Origin of the sequence: Paenarthrobacter nitroguajacolicus, assembly GCF_007786235.1 — a bacterium.
Taxonomy (GTDB): Bacteria; Actinomycetota; Actinomycetes; order Actinomycetales; family Micrococcaceae; genus Arthrobacter; species Arthrobacter nitroguajacolicus_A.
Genome location: NZ_VNFK01000005.1, coordinates 296628 through 310590, shown reverse-complemented (window position 1 = coordinate 310590; position 13963 = coordinate 296628). Strand labels below are relative to the sequence as shown.

Sequence of the window (13963 nt, the reverse complement as noted above, 5' to 3'; positions counted from 1 at the left end):
CCGGGTACGAAGCCTACAGAACCGTTGTCCGCGACAGCGACAGGTCCTTTGTTTCGCGGAAGAACAGGACCACCACCACTGCGGACACCAGTGCCATGCCCATGAGGTAGAAGGCGGGAGCCAGCGGTGTCCCGAACCCAGCCACCAAACCAGTAGCAACGAACGGAGCCGTTCCACCGAACAGTACGTAAGCCAGCGTGTAGCCAATTGCTGAGCCGGAGGCTCGGACGGATGAAGGGAACATCTCAACAAGCGCCGGCACGTTGGACGTACCGATCACGGCCACCAGGGCACCCAGCACACTTGTCCCAAGGATCGCGAAACCGAGCCCCAGAGGCATGATGGAGAATGCCGGGATGGTCATCACCACGAAGCCAACACATGCCACCAGCAGCATCCGCTTGCGTCCGTAGCGGTCGCTGGCTCGTGCGGCCAACGGGCAGACCGCCGTGTACACCAGCATGGTGATCACACTGGTGATCATTGATTCGGCCGACGAGTAGCCCAGGCTCGAGGTCATGTAAGCGATCATGTAGCTGCTCATGAGGTAGTACGCGATGGCGTTGGTGATGCTGTAGCCGAAGAGCGTGAAGATCTGCCGCGAGCACATCCGGATGGCGTCACCCAAGGGCCGCTTGGCTACTTCACCGGTCTTTTCCAGCCCACGGAACACCGGAGTGTCGTCAACCTTGGACCGTATATACAGACCGATCAAACCAAGGGGCGCTGCCAGCAGGAACGGAATCCGCCAACCCCACGCCTGCAGATCCTCTGCACTCAGGGTGGCCGTGATGGCCGCACCCAGCAGTGCACCGGCAACGGAGGCAAGGCCAACGGTGGCCGGGATGATGCTCGCGTAGGTGGCCCGCTTGCCTTCCGGGGCGTACTCAACAATGAAAGCCGAGGACCCTGTGTACTCGCCACCGGTGGTGAAGCCCTGAACCGCACGGAACACGAACAGCAGGACCGGAGCCCAAATGCCGATCACCGCGAACGTCGGCAGAATGCCGATGCAGAACGTCGCCGCGCTCATGATCAGCACGCACAGGCCAAGCATCTTGTTCCGGCCAATCCGGTCACCGTAGCGTCCAAAGAAAGCCGCCCCGAGCGGCCTGGCGATGAAGCCGCCAGCGAAGATCGCCCACACGGCCAGAAGTGACGCCGTCGTGGAGTAATCCGGGAAGAAGAGCTTCGCGATGGTGACGGACATGACCGCATAGGCCGCGGAGTCGAACCATTCAACGAAATTTCCGACGGCGGCTGCCGCGGCAACACGCTTAAGGCTCCTGCGCGGGGAAGACTCGGTTTCAGCGGCTTTCTCGGTCATCGTATTCATGATTGTTGTCCTTCGGGGCGGGGAGAGGCTACAACGTGGGGGAGTTCGCGGAGCTGGGCCCGCTGGACTTTTCCGGTGGCCGACTTGGGCAGCGCGGAGACGTATTCAATGAATCGTGGGTACGCGAAGCGGGAGAAGTTCTCCTTCACATGCGCCACGATGGTTTCGCTCAGGTCCGCTCCCCCAGCGTGACCGGGCATCAGTTCGATCCAGGCCTTGATGGACTGGCCGCGAAGGTCGTCGGGCACGCCGGTCACCGACACGTCCCGCACGGGATCGAGTTCACGGATGACTGCCTCCAGCTCATAGGGGCCCACACGGTAACCCGACGTTTTGATGACGTCATCGATCCTCCCCAGGAACCAGAAATAGCCGTCATCGTCCGTGTAGGCCTGGTCCTTCGTGTGGTACCAACCCCCTCCGAACGCGCTGGCCGACGCCTCCGGCATGTTCCAGTATCCCAAGGGAAACTGCGGGTTGGAGCGCGCCCGGAGACAGACCTCGCCGGTCTCGCCCGTGGCTACTTCCTGCTCGTTTTCGTCCAGCAACCGGACGTCCCAACCGGGAAGCGGCTTGCCCATCGAACCGGGCTTGACCGGCACATCCGGGTAGTTACCCAGAAGGGGGTAGGACTCGGTGGAACCGTAGTAGTCCAGCAGCGTCACCCCATACTGCGCCTGGAACCAAGCGATAAGGTCCGGCGTCAGCGGCTCATTGGACGAGCAAACCGTCCGCAGGGACAGCGGGAAGCGAGTACTGGCGTCGGGCACGTCTTCGCGCATCTTGCGCAGGAACGTCGGATTGACGAGGGCGCTGGTGACGCGGTGGCGGCTCATGCTGTCCAGGAGGGCAGCGGGGTCGAAGCCGCCATTAGGCCGAAAGACCAGATGCGTGGCGCCAAGCCGGAGCGGGCCCATGAGCTTGGCGAGCGACCACGCCCAGTCACCCGCACCATAGAACACGTCGCCGTCGCCGATCTGGTGGCAGTACTCGAACTCGTTGTGGCCCAGCAGGGTCCGATGCGCATGCACGATTCCCTTCGCGCGGCCGGTGGTGCCCGAGGTGTAGAAGATGAGGGCGGGGTCGTCGGCTGTGGTTTCGACGTCCCGGAACGCGGTGGGGGCCTCCTTGATGGCCGGGCTGTCGATGTCGATGAACGTACCCTCGTAGTCCGTAAACAGGTGCTTCGCTGACTCCTCGGCAATGATCACCGACGCCCCGCTGTCCTCCAAACGGAACCGGATGGGCTCCGCAGCCCAGAGCAGGGACATGGTGACCAGGATGGCGCCGGTCCTCAGCACGCCGAGGTAGGCGGCCGGGGTATCGGAACGTTGCGGCAGCAGGACTGCGACGCGGTCGCCCTTCTTGACACCGGCCTTTTGGAGGGTGGCCGCGATCTGCCGCGACCGGTCCTGGATTTCGCCCCAGCTCACCTCGCGTTGACCTTCGACGGCGGACTCCAGGATGAGTGCGCGCTTGTCCCTTGGGTGCCGGTCGGCGACGTCGACGGCCATGTTGTAGAGCTCCGGAACCTCCCAGCGGTGGCTGTTCCGTAGTTCGGTGTAGCGGTCTTGGGTGGCTGTTGTTGTCATGGTTTGCCTCCTGCTTCTGTTGCTTCGGGGCTCAGCGGCGGCCGGCGAGGAAGCGGGCCATTTCGCGCTGCGGTTCGCCCGTACCGTAGGCCTCGCGGTGTACGCGCTTGGCTTCTGCCATGGCGTCGCTGAGGTCGTCGTCTTCCAGGCTGCGCAGGCGGTTCTTGGTCAAGCGGACCGCGCCCGGAGGAAGCAGGCTCAAGCGGGCGGCGAGGTCCTTGGCGTAAGCCAGCACGCCGCCGTCGTCCGCCAAGTAGTTGAGGAGGCCGAGGCGCTGAGCCTCGGCAGCGTCCACCAGCTCGCCGGTGAGGACGAACTGGGAGGTCTTGGACTTGCCCAGGATGCTCCACATGGCCCAGATTCCGGTGATGCTGGGGATTCCGGACAGGACTTCCGGCTGACCCATGCGGACTTTCGAGTCACCGACGCGGAGGTCGGCGAGGAGAGAGTACTGGAACCCGGATCCGGCGGCGACGCCATTGACCGCGGCGATGGTGATCTGGTCGAGGTTGCGGACGGCGCGGTAGAGGCGGTCGAAGCCGTCGATCCACGCCTCGGCGGATTCGTGATCCTCGGGGTTCATGGACGCGGTCTCGGCCAGGTCTTGCCCGGCGCAGAAAGCGCGTCCGCTGCCGGTAAGGATGACGGTGCGGACTTCGTCGTTGCCTTTGAGGCTTTCCAAGTAACCGATGAGATCGTTGCGCATGGCCTCGGTCCAGGCGTTGAGCTTGTCCGGGCGATTGAGTGTGATGATGGCGGTGGGGCCGGTCTGTTCGAAGAGGACGTCCTGGGACATTGGGGAGTTTCCTTTGCTTCGGTGGGGCTTCTTGATTCCCATCTGACCATCGGTGAATGTGACCCGTCTAACATCAATATCTACTTGCCTTGATACCAAACTGGTATGGTGCGTCGATGGACCTCCACCATCTGAAGTACTTTGTGGTGCTCTCCGAAGAGCTGCATTTCGGACGTGCCGCTCAGCGTTTGCACATGGCCCAGCCGCCGCTGTCGCAACGGATCAAGGACCTGGAGAAAGAGCTCGGAGTACAGCTGTTCCACCGCCGACGCACCGGAGTGGAGCTGTCCGAAGCAGGGGCTTTGCTGCTGGAGCACGCGCGCGGGGTGCTGGATCACGTAGCCATGGCGCAGGAATCGATGCGGCGGATCCGGCCAGGCGCTTCGGGCATCCTGCAGGTGGCCGTGCCGCCGGACACGAACCCGGTGGCATTGTCCACGATGGTGTCATTCTTTGCTGCGTCTGCGCCCGACGTTCTGCTGAACCTGCACGAGCTCACCACAGTTGAGCAGGTTGAACGACTGCGCGACGGCGAACTGGACGTTGCGGTGGTCCGTCACCCGTTGAGCAGCGTGGGTTTCGAGTCCGGAGCTCTGTACTCGCGGGCGCTCGGGGTGGTGCTGAACGCTTCACATCCGTTGGCTTCAATGGATTCCGTGCGGCTGGGCGACCTGGCCGGGAGCCCGTTGATCATCTTCCCGCGGCACATGGCGCCCACCTTGTATGACTCGTTCCTGCATACGTGTCGGGATGCCGGGTACTTGCCTGCGGCGATTGTGCACGCGCGGAACCAGCACTTCACGCACGGGCTGATCATGGCCGGCCGCGGAGTGCACTTCAACGAAGAGCCGTGGACGCCCCTGCCTTCGGGAATTGTGTGGCGACCGCTGGTTGGTGATCCGTTGGCGTGGCGGACCTCGGCGCTGTGGTTGAAGAGCCGACGGTCAGCGGAGACGGACGCGTTTGTGGCCGCTGTCGGGGCGGGGTTGGAAGCGGGTGGGCACGGGTAGTGGGCTGGAATTGCAGTATCCCCTTGATCGCCTCCGCGCCCGAAGCGTAACCTGCACGAAAGCAAGCTGTGATGGCAGGATTGGCCTAGGAGCACGGCATGAATGTGCTGAGTCAGATACTCGCCGGATCCACCGGCCTGGCGTTGATAAGCGTTGGCGTCCTGGAGATCTTCTTCCATGGCGATCAACGGTTTTACCGGATCTTCCTGATTCGACCTGAAGACGTGCGCGCAGTGCGGATGTGGGCGATGAATGTTGGCGCCTACAACATCACCTTCGGCCTGGGCATCGCAGTGGGCCTGTGGCTGGTGAACTTCTCAAGCACTCCCGCCAGCGGGTCGGCGATAATTATCTTCTGCTGCGCGTGCCACGTCTTCCTTGGTTTCTGGCTTTGGGTCACAGAGAAACGCCTTCTGGTCAGCGCCATCGGCCAGGCGCTCTTTCCCGCGCTGGCGATCATTTTCTACGTTCTCCTTCACTAGTGGGGCAGTAGCCGAATCCTCGTGGCGGCGTTCTTGGTGGCTAGGCGCCACAGCGACGCCCGTGAGAGCATCGTTGAGTGACCGACAGTACTTCGATTGAACTGCCGCCCCTCTACGAGTCCCTGACCTGGCTTACCCCACTCTCCGAAGAACGCGCTGCGCACCTTGCGGCGTTCCTGTCCGAACCGGCGCCGGCTGAGGTTCTGGACATGGGATGCAGATGGGGTGAACTACTACTTCGGGTTTTGACGTCAGCCCCGCAGGCACGGGGACGCGGAGTAGACAGTGCTTCCGCGTCCATCGACCGAGCGAGGCAACAAGCATTGACTCGTGGGCTGCTCGACAGAGCGACGTTTGATTCGATGCCTGGGCTGGAAGCACAGGTTCGCCCCGCAGACGCTGTCATCTGCATCGGCGCGAGCCAGATCTGGGGGCCGCCGGTAGAGGACTCGCAGCCGCTTGACTATGCCGCAGCCCTGCGCGCCCTTCGAGCTCTGGTGCTTCCCGGCGGCCGACTCGTCTACGGCGAAGCGATCTGGTCAGCAACACCTCATCCGGCTGCCACCACCCCTCTGGCCGGACGTGATGACGAGTTCTTAACACAAGATGCGTTACTCGAGCAGATCCGCGCCGCTGGTTTCGAGGTGGTGGACCACGACCAGGCAAGCCTTCAGGAGTGGGACGTCTTCGAGGCCGGGTATCGCGACAGGTTTACCCGTTGGCTAGAAGCAAATGATGCAGTCCATCCGGCCGCAGAGCAAGTCCGCCGACGATATGAGGAACAGCGCGCTGCATATGAAGGGGGCTACCGAGGCGTACTCGGGATGGCCTATTTCTGTCTCAGGGGGTAGGAATCCACTGTGACTCACCGTCAGCGGCCCTAGTCACCAGTGTCGGCTGACCGTTTCTGCAGAGCGGAGGAGAAGATGTGGGTGAAGTAGACGCCGTACTCGCTATCGTCCGAGAACTCGGGTAGGTCCAGGTCGCCGCTTGTCTCGAACTCTGACCATAGCTTTTCCCCAACAGACTCCCACGGCGTCGGACCGCACCCACAACACCAAGGGAATGACTTCGACATCCAGCCCAGGACAAACCGAACCGTAGTGTCAATCTCCTCCGCCGAAGTGAGGAAGGCAGCCAGCTCGGGGAACAAAGACGCGTCGTAGTCGTAATCAGGTAGGCCGGTCAGAAAGTCCGGTTCACTGCAAGACCACCACTCGATAAACGCGAGCCTGAGTGCGGTTCCTTTGTCCGGAGGAAGGGAACGCCAGCGTTCAAGCAAAGCTTCACGCGATGCAGAGAGTGCTCCCGGGCGTTCCAACTCAATTGCTTCTCGCAATGACAAGGGCCGCTTATCGTTCACGTCGCGATTCTACGACATCTGTTTCGGCTCAGATTGGCGCCTCAGCAAATGGTGCGGCCGAAAGGGGATGCCTCAGCGCACGCTGGACCGAAGATCCGATTGCAAGTTCGCCCCGCTGACGGATCGAGTTCCCAGCCATCCGTGAAGTATGAGCACAAGTGCGGCACCTGACAACAACCCGTCAGCAATTCCGGCGGGCAAGAGGAAAATCATGAGCACGAGCGTGACCGCACAGTTGACGAGTGAAAGCGCCAGGCCCCACAGGCGGCCCCTCCAGAGGGCAATGCCCCCAGTCACCCGGAGAGCAGCGAAGACTCCACTCATCGCCATCATGAGATAAAGGTTGTCCTGCAGGTATGGCAAGGCGAATATATGTGCGTTCCGGGTAATGACATCCTGTGTGACCCCTAGGCCCAGCAGCACTAAGAGTCCGATGAATACTAGGCCCTCCATCAGGACACCCTGTGCGATAAGCAACCCTGCTGCACCGCGGAGCTCTCTGGTGGACCGTGATGGCTTTTGCACTGCAGGAGTCTATCAGTGCGCTATTCGCGTACTTCCGAAGCGCTGTGCCCGCCCAACACGGAACGGGGTCCTCCGCGGGCCGCTAAGAAAGACCTAGCTGCACTTCGTACGGGACGACGACAACCTGAACATCGTCCTCATACAGGACGTCGCCCGGATCGCTTGAATAGACCGCCCTGCAGGGAACATCATGCCGGCGCAGAAGATCGACATAGAAATCTATTCTGCTCAACAGGTGTGTGGCCGTTAGTTTGAACCACGCCTGTGCGCCCGGGGCTGCGTAGATCGACGCCTCAGGCGTTACGTAAGCCGCGTCGTAAAAATCGTTTGCCCTGCGCCAACGGCCCCAATCTTCGGGGCTGAGGCTGCCCTCCTTCGCCAATCGGTTCGCGAGGGCGAAGATCCCAAGGTGTCGCCCTTTCGCATCAGGCGTGCTCGATTGGTAGCGCACAAAGCGTTGTTCCATAACGCCTAGCCAACCAGCTGCGTTATCGGATCACAGGGATTGACGACGCGGGCGTCCGTAGCAGACCTTCCTACTGCCGGACGGGTCGGGTCTCGACTAGCCGCCAGCCAGCCGCCCCTCCGGATGCTGCCGCAGGGACATCAAGGCGAGCGCGTACAGCAAGCCGCGGGCCCCGCCGAACAACCAAGGGAAAGGCAGGTCGAAGCCTATCCAGAACACTGCTTCCACAGGCAAGAGGGCCAGCCCAAGAACCAGCCCGGACTTGCGCCCCCTCCATGCCAGCCAAGCCGCCCACGACGCAACCAGCACTGCACCAAGGAACGCAATGAGCAGCGCCACGAAGGTCCAGCTTTGCAGGCCGTCCCATGGACCCGCGTACATCGGGAACAGGTCCATGAACATCGGCAGGTACCCGTTCTGTAGGAGGTGGATGCCGACTGGAATAGCGGGGATCCCGAATGCTGCAGCGTAGATCCACGTCAGCACGGCCGCCACACGCGCTTTCTGCATCGTCTTCCTCGTTTCGGCAAGCCCGAAAATCCCGCACCCAGCGAGGCTGGATAGAACCAGTGTGGAGCAGAACACCCCTCGGCGGAAGCTTCCGGCATCGAAGCGGCGGCGCCCACATGTTAACGAACGATAGTGTTATCTCGGCTGGGGACCACCCAGCGCTAAAAGCAGACCCATTGGGGGAAATAGAGTGAAGAAGTTTGCGCTGCAGAGCGTCGGAATATCGGCGCTGGTAGTGATGGCACTGACCGGATGTGGTGGGTCAACCGGCTCCACTGATAGCGCTTCGCAAGAGGCTGCGGCGTCGCCCACGCCCACCGCTGCCAAGCAGTACACCAACGACGAGCTCGTTGAACTGGTGAAGCAGATCAAGCCTAAGTCTGGCAAGGAATTGACCGTTGCTTCCAGTGAGGAAGTCGCCCAGGAGAATCCCATGAAGGCGCTCATGAGCATGTTCACCATCGAACCGTCTGAGTGCAAGGACCTTGCAACGCTGGGCGGAAGTGAGACCCTCGCCGGTTCCACCACGGCTGCCGGCGCCGACCTGGATGCTGAATCCGGGGTCATGACCATGGTGACGCTGACGTCCGGGCTCGATAAGCAGAAGCTTCAGGACAGCATCGATAAGAACGGCGTCCAGGCAGAGAAGTGCGCCAAGATGACGCTGTCCATGTCCGGTCAATCGATGAACGTCTCCACTGAAAAGTTCGACGGCATCAACACGGTCCCCGGAACAGTGGCCTACAAGACCGAAATGTCCACAGCCAGCGGCGCGGCACAAACCACGTACATGGCCTACGCCATCAAGGAGGGCGTGCTGATCTCCGCTACGGCGTCCGGCAAGGGCGCTGACGCCAACGGCGTTGCCACGGCCAGCGACCTCATGGAGCAGGCAGCAGCACTGATCAAGTAGCAGCCCGCCCGATCAGGGCCGCGACCCTCAAGGGTCGCGGCCCTCGTCGTTTAACTGACAGCAACCCGCTCCCGTACCTCCGTCACCGTGCTCCTGTTCCGCGCCGACTCTTCGACGGCGGCCAGGACCCGCTGGATCTGCAGCCCGTCATCGAACGACGGCGACGGCTCGCTTCCGTCGCGAACAGCAAGCAGGAAGTCCCGGATCTGGTGCGTGAACGTGTGCTCCCAACCGATGATGTGCCCCTGCGGCCACCACGCCGCAGCGTAAGGGTGCTCGGGCTCGTTGACCAGGATCCGCCGGAAGCCCTGCTCCCGCACGGGAACCGTAGCGTCCAGGAAACCGAGCTCGTTCAGATTCTCCAGATCGAACGTCAACGAACCCAAAGACCCGTAGATCTCTATCTTCAAAGAGTTCTTCTGTCCCGTAGCCACTCGTGACGCTTCTACGGAGGCACTCACGCCGCCGGTCAGGCCCAAAGTGGCCCACGCGGCGTCGTCGACTGTCACTTTCTCAAGCCCAGCGGCACCGGGACGTTCGGCCACAAAAGTCCGCAACGTTCCGGTCACCTCGGTGACGGTTTGGCCTGTGAGGTGCTGGACCTGATCGATGGCGTGGGAGGCGATGTCGCCGAGCGCCCCGGACCCGGCCGTCTCCTTGCGGAGCCGCCAACTCATGGGGGTTTCGACGTCGGAAAGCCAGTCCTGCAGGTACGCGGCACGGACGTGCCGCACGGTTCCGAGACGTCCTTCGGCAATCAGTTCGCGGGCCAATGCAAGTGCAGGAACGCGGCGGTAGTTGAAGCCGATCATCGATTGCACACCCCGGCCCCGCGCCGAAGCTGCGGCGGAAGCCATCAACTCGGCCTCCTCCAGAGTGTTGGCGAGCGGCTTCTCCACCAGCACATGCTTCCCGGCGGCCAGAGCTTCCAGAGCGATCTCCGCGTGCATCCAACCGGGCGCGCAGATGTCCACAATGTCGATGTCGTCCCGCGAAATCACGGAACGCCAGTCGGTAGCTGACTCGGCCCAACCGTACTTGGCGGCGGCTTCGGCCACCGCCAAGGCGTCCCGGCCAACCAGCACTTTCTGTTCGAAGGCCGGGACGTCGAAGAAGCTGGCCACGTTCCGCCACGCGTTCGAGTGGGCCTTCCCCATGAAGGCGTAACCGATGGCGGCCACGCCCAACGGACGGCCAGAAGTAAGCGAAGCGGTCATGGCCTACTCGAACCAGCCCCGTGAAGGGTTGGAAACCTCGGGTGACTCCCGGAAGACGCCCGGCTGCGCCACCCAGCCGACACCGTTGGCGATGACCTTCTGGATCTGTGGCTGGTGGTACACCGGGTACTCCTGGTCGCCGGGGCTGAAGTAGAAGATCCGGCCCTTGCCGCGCGAGAACGTCACGCCGGAGCGGAACACCTCCCCCCCGGTGAACGAGCTGATGAAGATCAGGTCATCAGGCTCCGGAATGTCGAACAGCTCGCCGTACATCTCCTGCTGCGGAATCACGATCGGGCTCTCAATGCCGGCCGCGATCGGGTGCGACGGCTTGACCGTCCACACCAGCTCGCGTTCGCCCTCGTTGCGCCACTTCAGCGAGCAGGTGGTTCCCAGCAGCCGGGTGAAGATCTTGGCGAAGTGCCCGGAATGGAGCACCACAAGTCCCATGCCACCCAGGACGTGTCGCTGCACGCGCTCCACTACTTCGTCAGCAACTTCTCCATGCGCAATGTGCCCCCACCAGAGCAGCACGTCGGTCTGCTCCAGAACTTCCTCGGAGAGTCCGTGCTCGGGATCGGCGAGTGTCGCCGTCGTGATTTCGGAGTCCGGGTAGAAGCCGCGCAGCCCGGCGGCGATGGCGCCGTGGATCCCTTCGGGGTACATCTCGCCAATGGTTGCGGGCTCGTTACGGGCCTCGTGCACGGCCTCGTTCCAGACGACAATCTTCAATTTCGAATCAGACATTTCAGAGCACCACTTCACGTTGTTCAAGGGCGGATTTGTAGCAGGCATCGAGCACCAGGGCCCGGCTGAGGGCAAGGGAACCGTCATGGCTTCCCCACACCGTTTCGCCGCCGCGCACAGCGGCGATGAAGTCGTCGACGACGGCCTGGTGGGCTCGCCCGGGTTCGGCCACCACCTCGAAGTCGGCGTTCTCACCGTCCTTTTCGGTGAAGACGTGGACGTCCGCTACCGGGTTCTCAGAGGCGCCGACCGAGCGCAAGTCCGCGCCGCCGTCGGTCCCGTAAACAGTGAAGTCCATCAGGTCCCGCTCGTCGCGGTACGTGGCCCAACCGGCTTCCAGGATCAGGGTCCCGCCGCCTTCCAGCCGGATGAATGCGGAGGCGAAGTCTTCCACTTCAAACTTGTGGCTGGAGTTCGACGCCGTATACCTCGCGTTGCCGCCGAGGCCGCGCGGGCCGAGTTCGGAATGGGTCGACGCCGAGACGGCCAGCACCTTGGGTTCGCCAAGGAGGTGCAGCGAGTAGTCCAGGACGTGCACGCCGATGTCGGCAAGCGGTCCGCCGCCGGCCAGTTCCGGGTTGGTGAACCAGCTGCCCAGCATCGGAATGCCCTGCCTGCGCAGCCACGACGCCTTGGCGTAGTACGGGCGACCCAGCGTGCCGGCGTCGATCACTTCCTTGAGTGCCTGAATGTCGCCGCGGCGGCGATGGTTGAACGCGACGTCCAGGACGCGGCCTGCCTTACGGGCGGCATCCACCATCTGTTGACCCTCGACGGCGTTACGCGCCAACGGCTTTTCGCTCAGCACATGCAGTCCGCGCTCGAGCGAGGCAATGGCGATGGGTGCGTGCAGGAACGTCGGCACGGCGACGCTGACGGCGTCGAGGCCTTCCAGCTCGATCATGTCCTCCCAGCGGGCGAACGCGTGCGGGATGCTGTACTCCTCCTTCAGCTGGGCAAGGAGGTCGGCTTCCATGCCCGCGACGGCGACGATCTCGACGCCGTCGATGTTGCTGTACGCCTTGAGGTGCTGCTGGCCGGCCCAACCGATGCCCACAACTCCCACCTTGAGGGTTGTGGACGGGGCCTGCTGCTGAATGCTCACGTTGTTCCTGTTCTTTCCGGGTTTCTGGGAGTCAGTGGGTGGTTCTTGGATTTTGTGACGGGGTCAGCCCTTGACCGCGCCGGCTGTCATGCCGGAAACGATGCGTTTCTGGCACAGCAGCACGAGGATCACGAGCGGGACGGTGATGATCACCGACGCGGCGCTGATGGTGCCGAGGGGTTGGTCGAACTCGCTGGTGCCGCTGAAGAACGCGATCGCGACAGGCACGGGCCGGGCTTCGGGCGAGGTGGTCAGCGTGACGGCCAGGAGGAATTCGTTCCAGACCGAGATGAACACCAGGATCGCCGTCGTCGCCAGGCCGGGGACCGCCAGCGGCAGGATGACCTTGCGGAACGCGGTGAACGGCGTGGCGCCGTCCATGTACGCGGATTCCTCGAGCTCACGCGGAATCTCCTTGAAGAAGGACGTCAGCGTATAAATCGCCAGCGGCAAGGCGAACGTCAGCTTCGGGATGATGAGGCCGAGCAACGTGTCGTACAGCCCGATCTCGCGCCAAATGGAGAACATCGGGGCCGCGATGGCGATGGCCGGGAACGTGGTACCGAGAGGATCAGCGTCAGGATCATCGCCTTGCGGCGCATCTTCAATCGGGCCAGCGCATAGGCGGCGAAGGACGCGAACACCAGCGCCACTGTTGTAGTCACGACGGCGATAATCACCGAATTGCGCAAGGCCAAGAGGAACTCGGGGTTCTGGAAGACCACCAGATAGTTCTCCAGGGTCGGTTGGCTCGGGAAGAGCTCGCCTTGTGACAGGCTCGCGCCCTTCTTAAGGGAGGTGTTGACCAGCCAGTAGAAAGGGATGAGCGAGAAGCCCATGACCGCCACCACGAACACCCACACCATGGGGTGCAGTTTCGCCTCCCCACGCAAGCGACGCTTCGGTGCCTTGGCGCGCGTGGCGAGTTCCGGCGTCGGGCGTTCTGCAGTCAGCGTGCTCATTGTTCCTCCTTCGCGACGTCGCGGATGTTGCCGCCGGCGAAGCGTACGTAGATAACGGAGACCACCATGACGGTGAGGAAGGTCAAGATGGACAGCGCCGAGCCTTCGCCCACCAGCCGGTTTTCGCGCAGTTGGGTGTAGGCGAGCATGGACATGGATTCGGTGCCGTTGGCTCCGCGGGTGAGGACGAACGGCAGGTCGAAGACGCGGAGGGCGTCCATGGTGCGGAAGATCGCGGCGAGGACGATTGCCGGGCGCAGGAGCGGCAGGGTGATGTTGACGAAGGTCTGCCATTTGCTGGCGCCGTCGAGTTCCGCGGCCTCGTACGTTTCGGCGGAGATGACCTGCAGGCCGGCCAGGATGATGAGCGCCGCGAAGGGCGTGGTCTTCCAGACGTCGGCCATGACGATCACGGCCATCGCGTAACCGTGCTCCCCGAGCCACACGACGTCGCCGCCCGGCAGGCCCAGCGCGGAGAGGACGTTGGTGACCAGGCCCATATTGGGCTGGAACATCGTTTGCCAGGTGATGGCGCTGACCACGGTGATGATCGCGTACGGCAGCAGCACCACGGTGCGCAGGACCGCGCGGCCCTTGAACGCGAGGTTGAGCAGGAGCGCCATGGCCGTGCCGAGGACCAGTTCCAGGCTGACCGACAGCCCTGCGAAGAGGAACGTCTGGCCGAACGCCGCCCACCACTCCCGGCTTGCGAGGGCGTTGATGTAGTTTTCCAGGCCGACAAAGCGGGACAGGCCTGCGGTGCGGACGCTGTACTGATTCAGCGAGAGCCAGATCGCGTAGCCGATGGGGACCGCCGCAACCAGCGCCATGATCACCAGCGACGGCGCGGTCATGCGGAACGCGAGCTTGCGTTCGGCGCGGTCGCGACCGCTTGTCTTCGCTGGGCCGCGGCTTGGCGGGATTGTTCTGAGGGCCATG

Annotated in this window: 15 protein-coding genes and 1 pseudogene; 4 read left to right on the top strand and 12 right to left on the bottom strand. The window is 62.9% G+C overall.

Annotated features, from left to right (window positions below; all coding sequences use genetic code 11):
- Positions 1-13: 13 nt before the first annotated feature.
- The 3 genes from FQP90_RS09030 to FQP90_RS09020 are packed head-to-tail and all read right to left on the bottom strand — an operon-like array spanning position 14 to position 3724.
- Positions 14-1336, bottom strand: coding sequence for an MFS transporter (locus FQP90_RS09030; protein ID WP_144649391.1), 1323 nt, complete (start codon positions 1334-1336; stop codon positions 14-16).
- Positions 1333-2928, bottom strand: coding sequence for an acyl-CoA synthetase (locus FQP90_RS09025; protein ID WP_144649389.1), 1596 nt, complete (start codon positions 2926-2928; stop codon positions 1333-1335). The genes FQP90_RS09030 and FQP90_RS09025 overlap by 4 nt, the downstream gene beginning before the upstream one ends.
- 31 nt (positions 2929-2959) lie before the next feature.
- The gene (locus FQP90_RS09020; RefSeq protein ID WP_144649387.1) at positions 2960-3724 is read right to left on the bottom strand and encodes an enoyl-CoA hydratase/isomerase family protein; all 765 of its coding nucleotides are present in this window, start codon (positions 3722-3724) and stop codon (positions 2960-2962) included.
- A gap of 116 nt (positions 3725-3840) precedes the next feature.
- On the opposite strand from FQP90_RS09020, the gene FQP90_RS09015 reads away from it, so the two are divergent.
- The 3 genes from FQP90_RS09015 (at position 3841) to FQP90_RS09005 (ending at position 6067) form a co-directional block, all read left to right on the top strand.
- Entirely contained in the window at positions 3841-4734 is an 894-nt protein-coding gene (locus FQP90_RS09015; RefSeq protein WP_144649385.1) for a LysR substrate-binding domain-containing protein, read from the top strand.
- A gap of 98 nt (positions 4735-4832) precedes the next feature.
- The gene (locus tag FQP90_RS09010) at positions 4833-5216 is read left to right on the top strand and encodes a DUF1304 family protein (RefSeq protein ID WP_144649383.1); all 384 of its coding nucleotides are present in this window, start codon (positions 4833-4835) and stop codon (positions 5214-5216) included.
- Positions 5217-5293: 77 nt separating this feature from the next.
- Positions 5294-6067 carry an SAM-dependent methyltransferase gene (locus FQP90_RS09005; protein ID WP_144649382.1) on the top strand — a complete coding sequence of 258 codons (774 nt, stop codon included), beginning with the start codon at positions 5294-5296 and terminating at the stop codon, positions 6065-6067.
- Positions 6068-6096: 29 nt separating this feature from the next.
- On the opposite strand, the gene FQP90_RS09000 is transcribed toward FQP90_RS09005, so the two are convergent.
- From FQP90_RS09000 to FQP90_RS08985, 4 genes are all read right to left on the bottom strand, one after another.
- On the bottom strand, positions 6097-6579 hold the full coding sequence (locus tag FQP90_RS09000; RefSeq protein WP_144649381.1) for a hypothetical protein: 483 nt from the start codon (positions 6577-6579) through the stop codon (positions 6097-6099).
- 72 nt (positions 6580-6651) lie between these two features.
- Positions 6652-7104 (bottom strand): hypothetical protein, encoded by a 453-nt coding sequence (locus FQP90_RS08995; protein ID WP_244296624.1) that lies wholly within the window; start codon positions 7102-7104, stop codon positions 6652-6654.
- Between the two features lie 82 nt (positions 7105-7186).
- Positions 7187-7570, bottom strand: coding sequence for a hypothetical protein (locus FQP90_RS08990; protein ID WP_167510442.1), 384 nt, complete (start codon positions 7568-7570; stop codon positions 7187-7189).
- A gap of 96 nt (positions 7571-7666) precedes the next feature.
- A complete protein-coding gene (locus FQP90_RS08985; protein ID WP_144649380.1) occupies positions 7667-8080 on the bottom strand; it encodes a hypothetical protein in 414 nt (137 codons plus the stop codon).
- Positions 8081-8270: 190 nt separating this feature from the next.
- On the opposite strand from FQP90_RS08985, the gene FQP90_RS08980 reads away from it, so the two are divergent.
- The gene (locus FQP90_RS08980; protein WP_144649379.1) at positions 8271-8993 is read left to right on the top strand and encodes a hypothetical protein; all 723 of its coding nucleotides are present in this window, start codon (positions 8271-8273) and stop codon (positions 8991-8993) included.
- A 50-nt stretch (positions 8994-9043) separates the two neighbouring features.
- Here the strand turns inward: FQP90_RS08980 and FQP90_RS08975 are convergent, their stop codons facing one another.
- From FQP90_RS08975 to FQP90_RS08955, 5 genes and pseudogenes are all read right to left on the bottom strand, one after another.
- Positions 9044-10210, bottom strand: a complete 1167-nt coding sequence (locus tag FQP90_RS08975) for a Gfo/Idh/MocA family protein (protein ID WP_144649378.1) — start codon at positions 10208-10210, stop codon at positions 9044-9046.
- 3 nt (positions 10211-10213) lie between these two features.
- Positions 10214-10957 carry a ThuA domain-containing protein gene (locus FQP90_RS08970; protein ID WP_144649377.1) on the bottom strand — a complete coding sequence of 248 codons (744 nt, stop codon included), beginning with the start codon at positions 10955-10957 and terminating at the stop codon, positions 10214-10216.
- Position 10958: 1 nt separating this feature from the next.
- On the bottom strand, positions 10959-12062 hold the full coding sequence (locus FQP90_RS08965) for a Gfo/Idh/MocA family protein (RefSeq protein WP_018778751.1): 1104 nt from the start codon (positions 12060-12062) through the stop codon (positions 10959-10961).
- Between the two features lie 63 nt (positions 12063-12125).
- A pseudogene (locus FQP90_RS08960) lies at positions 12126-13024 on the bottom strand (carbohydrate ABC transporter permease).
- Positions 13021-13962: a carbohydrate ABC transporter permease gene (locus FQP90_RS08955; protein WP_144649376.1), complete on the bottom strand. Its 942-nt coding sequence runs from the start codon at positions 13960-13962 to the stop codon at positions 13021-13023. Before FQP90_RS08955 ends, FQP90_RS08960 begins: the two are co-directional and overlap by 4 nt.
- Between the last annotated feature and the right edge of the window lies 1 nt (position 13963).

Coding starts and splice junctions, on each gene's coding strand:
- FQP90_RS09015 (WP_144649385.1), top strand. CDS start 3,841: ATGGACCTCCACCATCTGAAGTACTTTGTGGTGCTCTCCGAAGAGCTG.
- FQP90_RS09010 (WP_144649383.1), top strand. CDS start 4,833: ATGAATGTGCTGAGTCAGATACTCGCCGGATCCACCGGCCTGGCGTTG.
- FQP90_RS08955 (WP_144649376.1), bottom strand. CDS start 13,962: ATGGCCCTCAGAACAATCCCGCCAAGCCGCGGCCCAGCGAAGACAAGC.
- FQP90_RS08985 (WP_144649380.1), bottom strand. CDS start 8,080: ATGCAGAAAGCGCGTGTGGCGGCCGTGCTGACGTGGATCTACGCTGCA.
- FQP90_RS08990 (WP_167510442.1), bottom strand. CDS start 7,570: ATGGAACAACGCTTTGTGCGCTACCAATCGAGCACGCCTGATGCGAAA.
- FQP90_RS08970 (WP_144649377.1), bottom strand. CDS start 10,957: ATGTCTGATTCGAAATTGAAGATTGTCGTCTGGAACGAGGCCGTGCAC.
- FQP90_RS09030 (WP_144649391.1), bottom strand. CDS start 1,336: ATGAATACGATGACCGAGAAAGCCGCTGAAACCGAGTCTTCCCCGCGC.
- FQP90_RS09020 (WP_144649387.1), bottom strand. CDS start 3,724: ATGTCCCAGGACGTCCTCTTCGAACAGACCGGCCCCACCGCCATCATC.
- FQP90_RS08975 (WP_144649378.1), bottom strand. CDS start 10,210: ATGACCGCTTCGCTTACTTCTGGCCGTCCGTTGGGCGTGGCCGCCATC.
- FQP90_RS09025 (WP_144649389.1), bottom strand. CDS start 2,928: ATGACAACAACAGCCACCCAAGACCGCTACACCGAACTACGGAACAGC.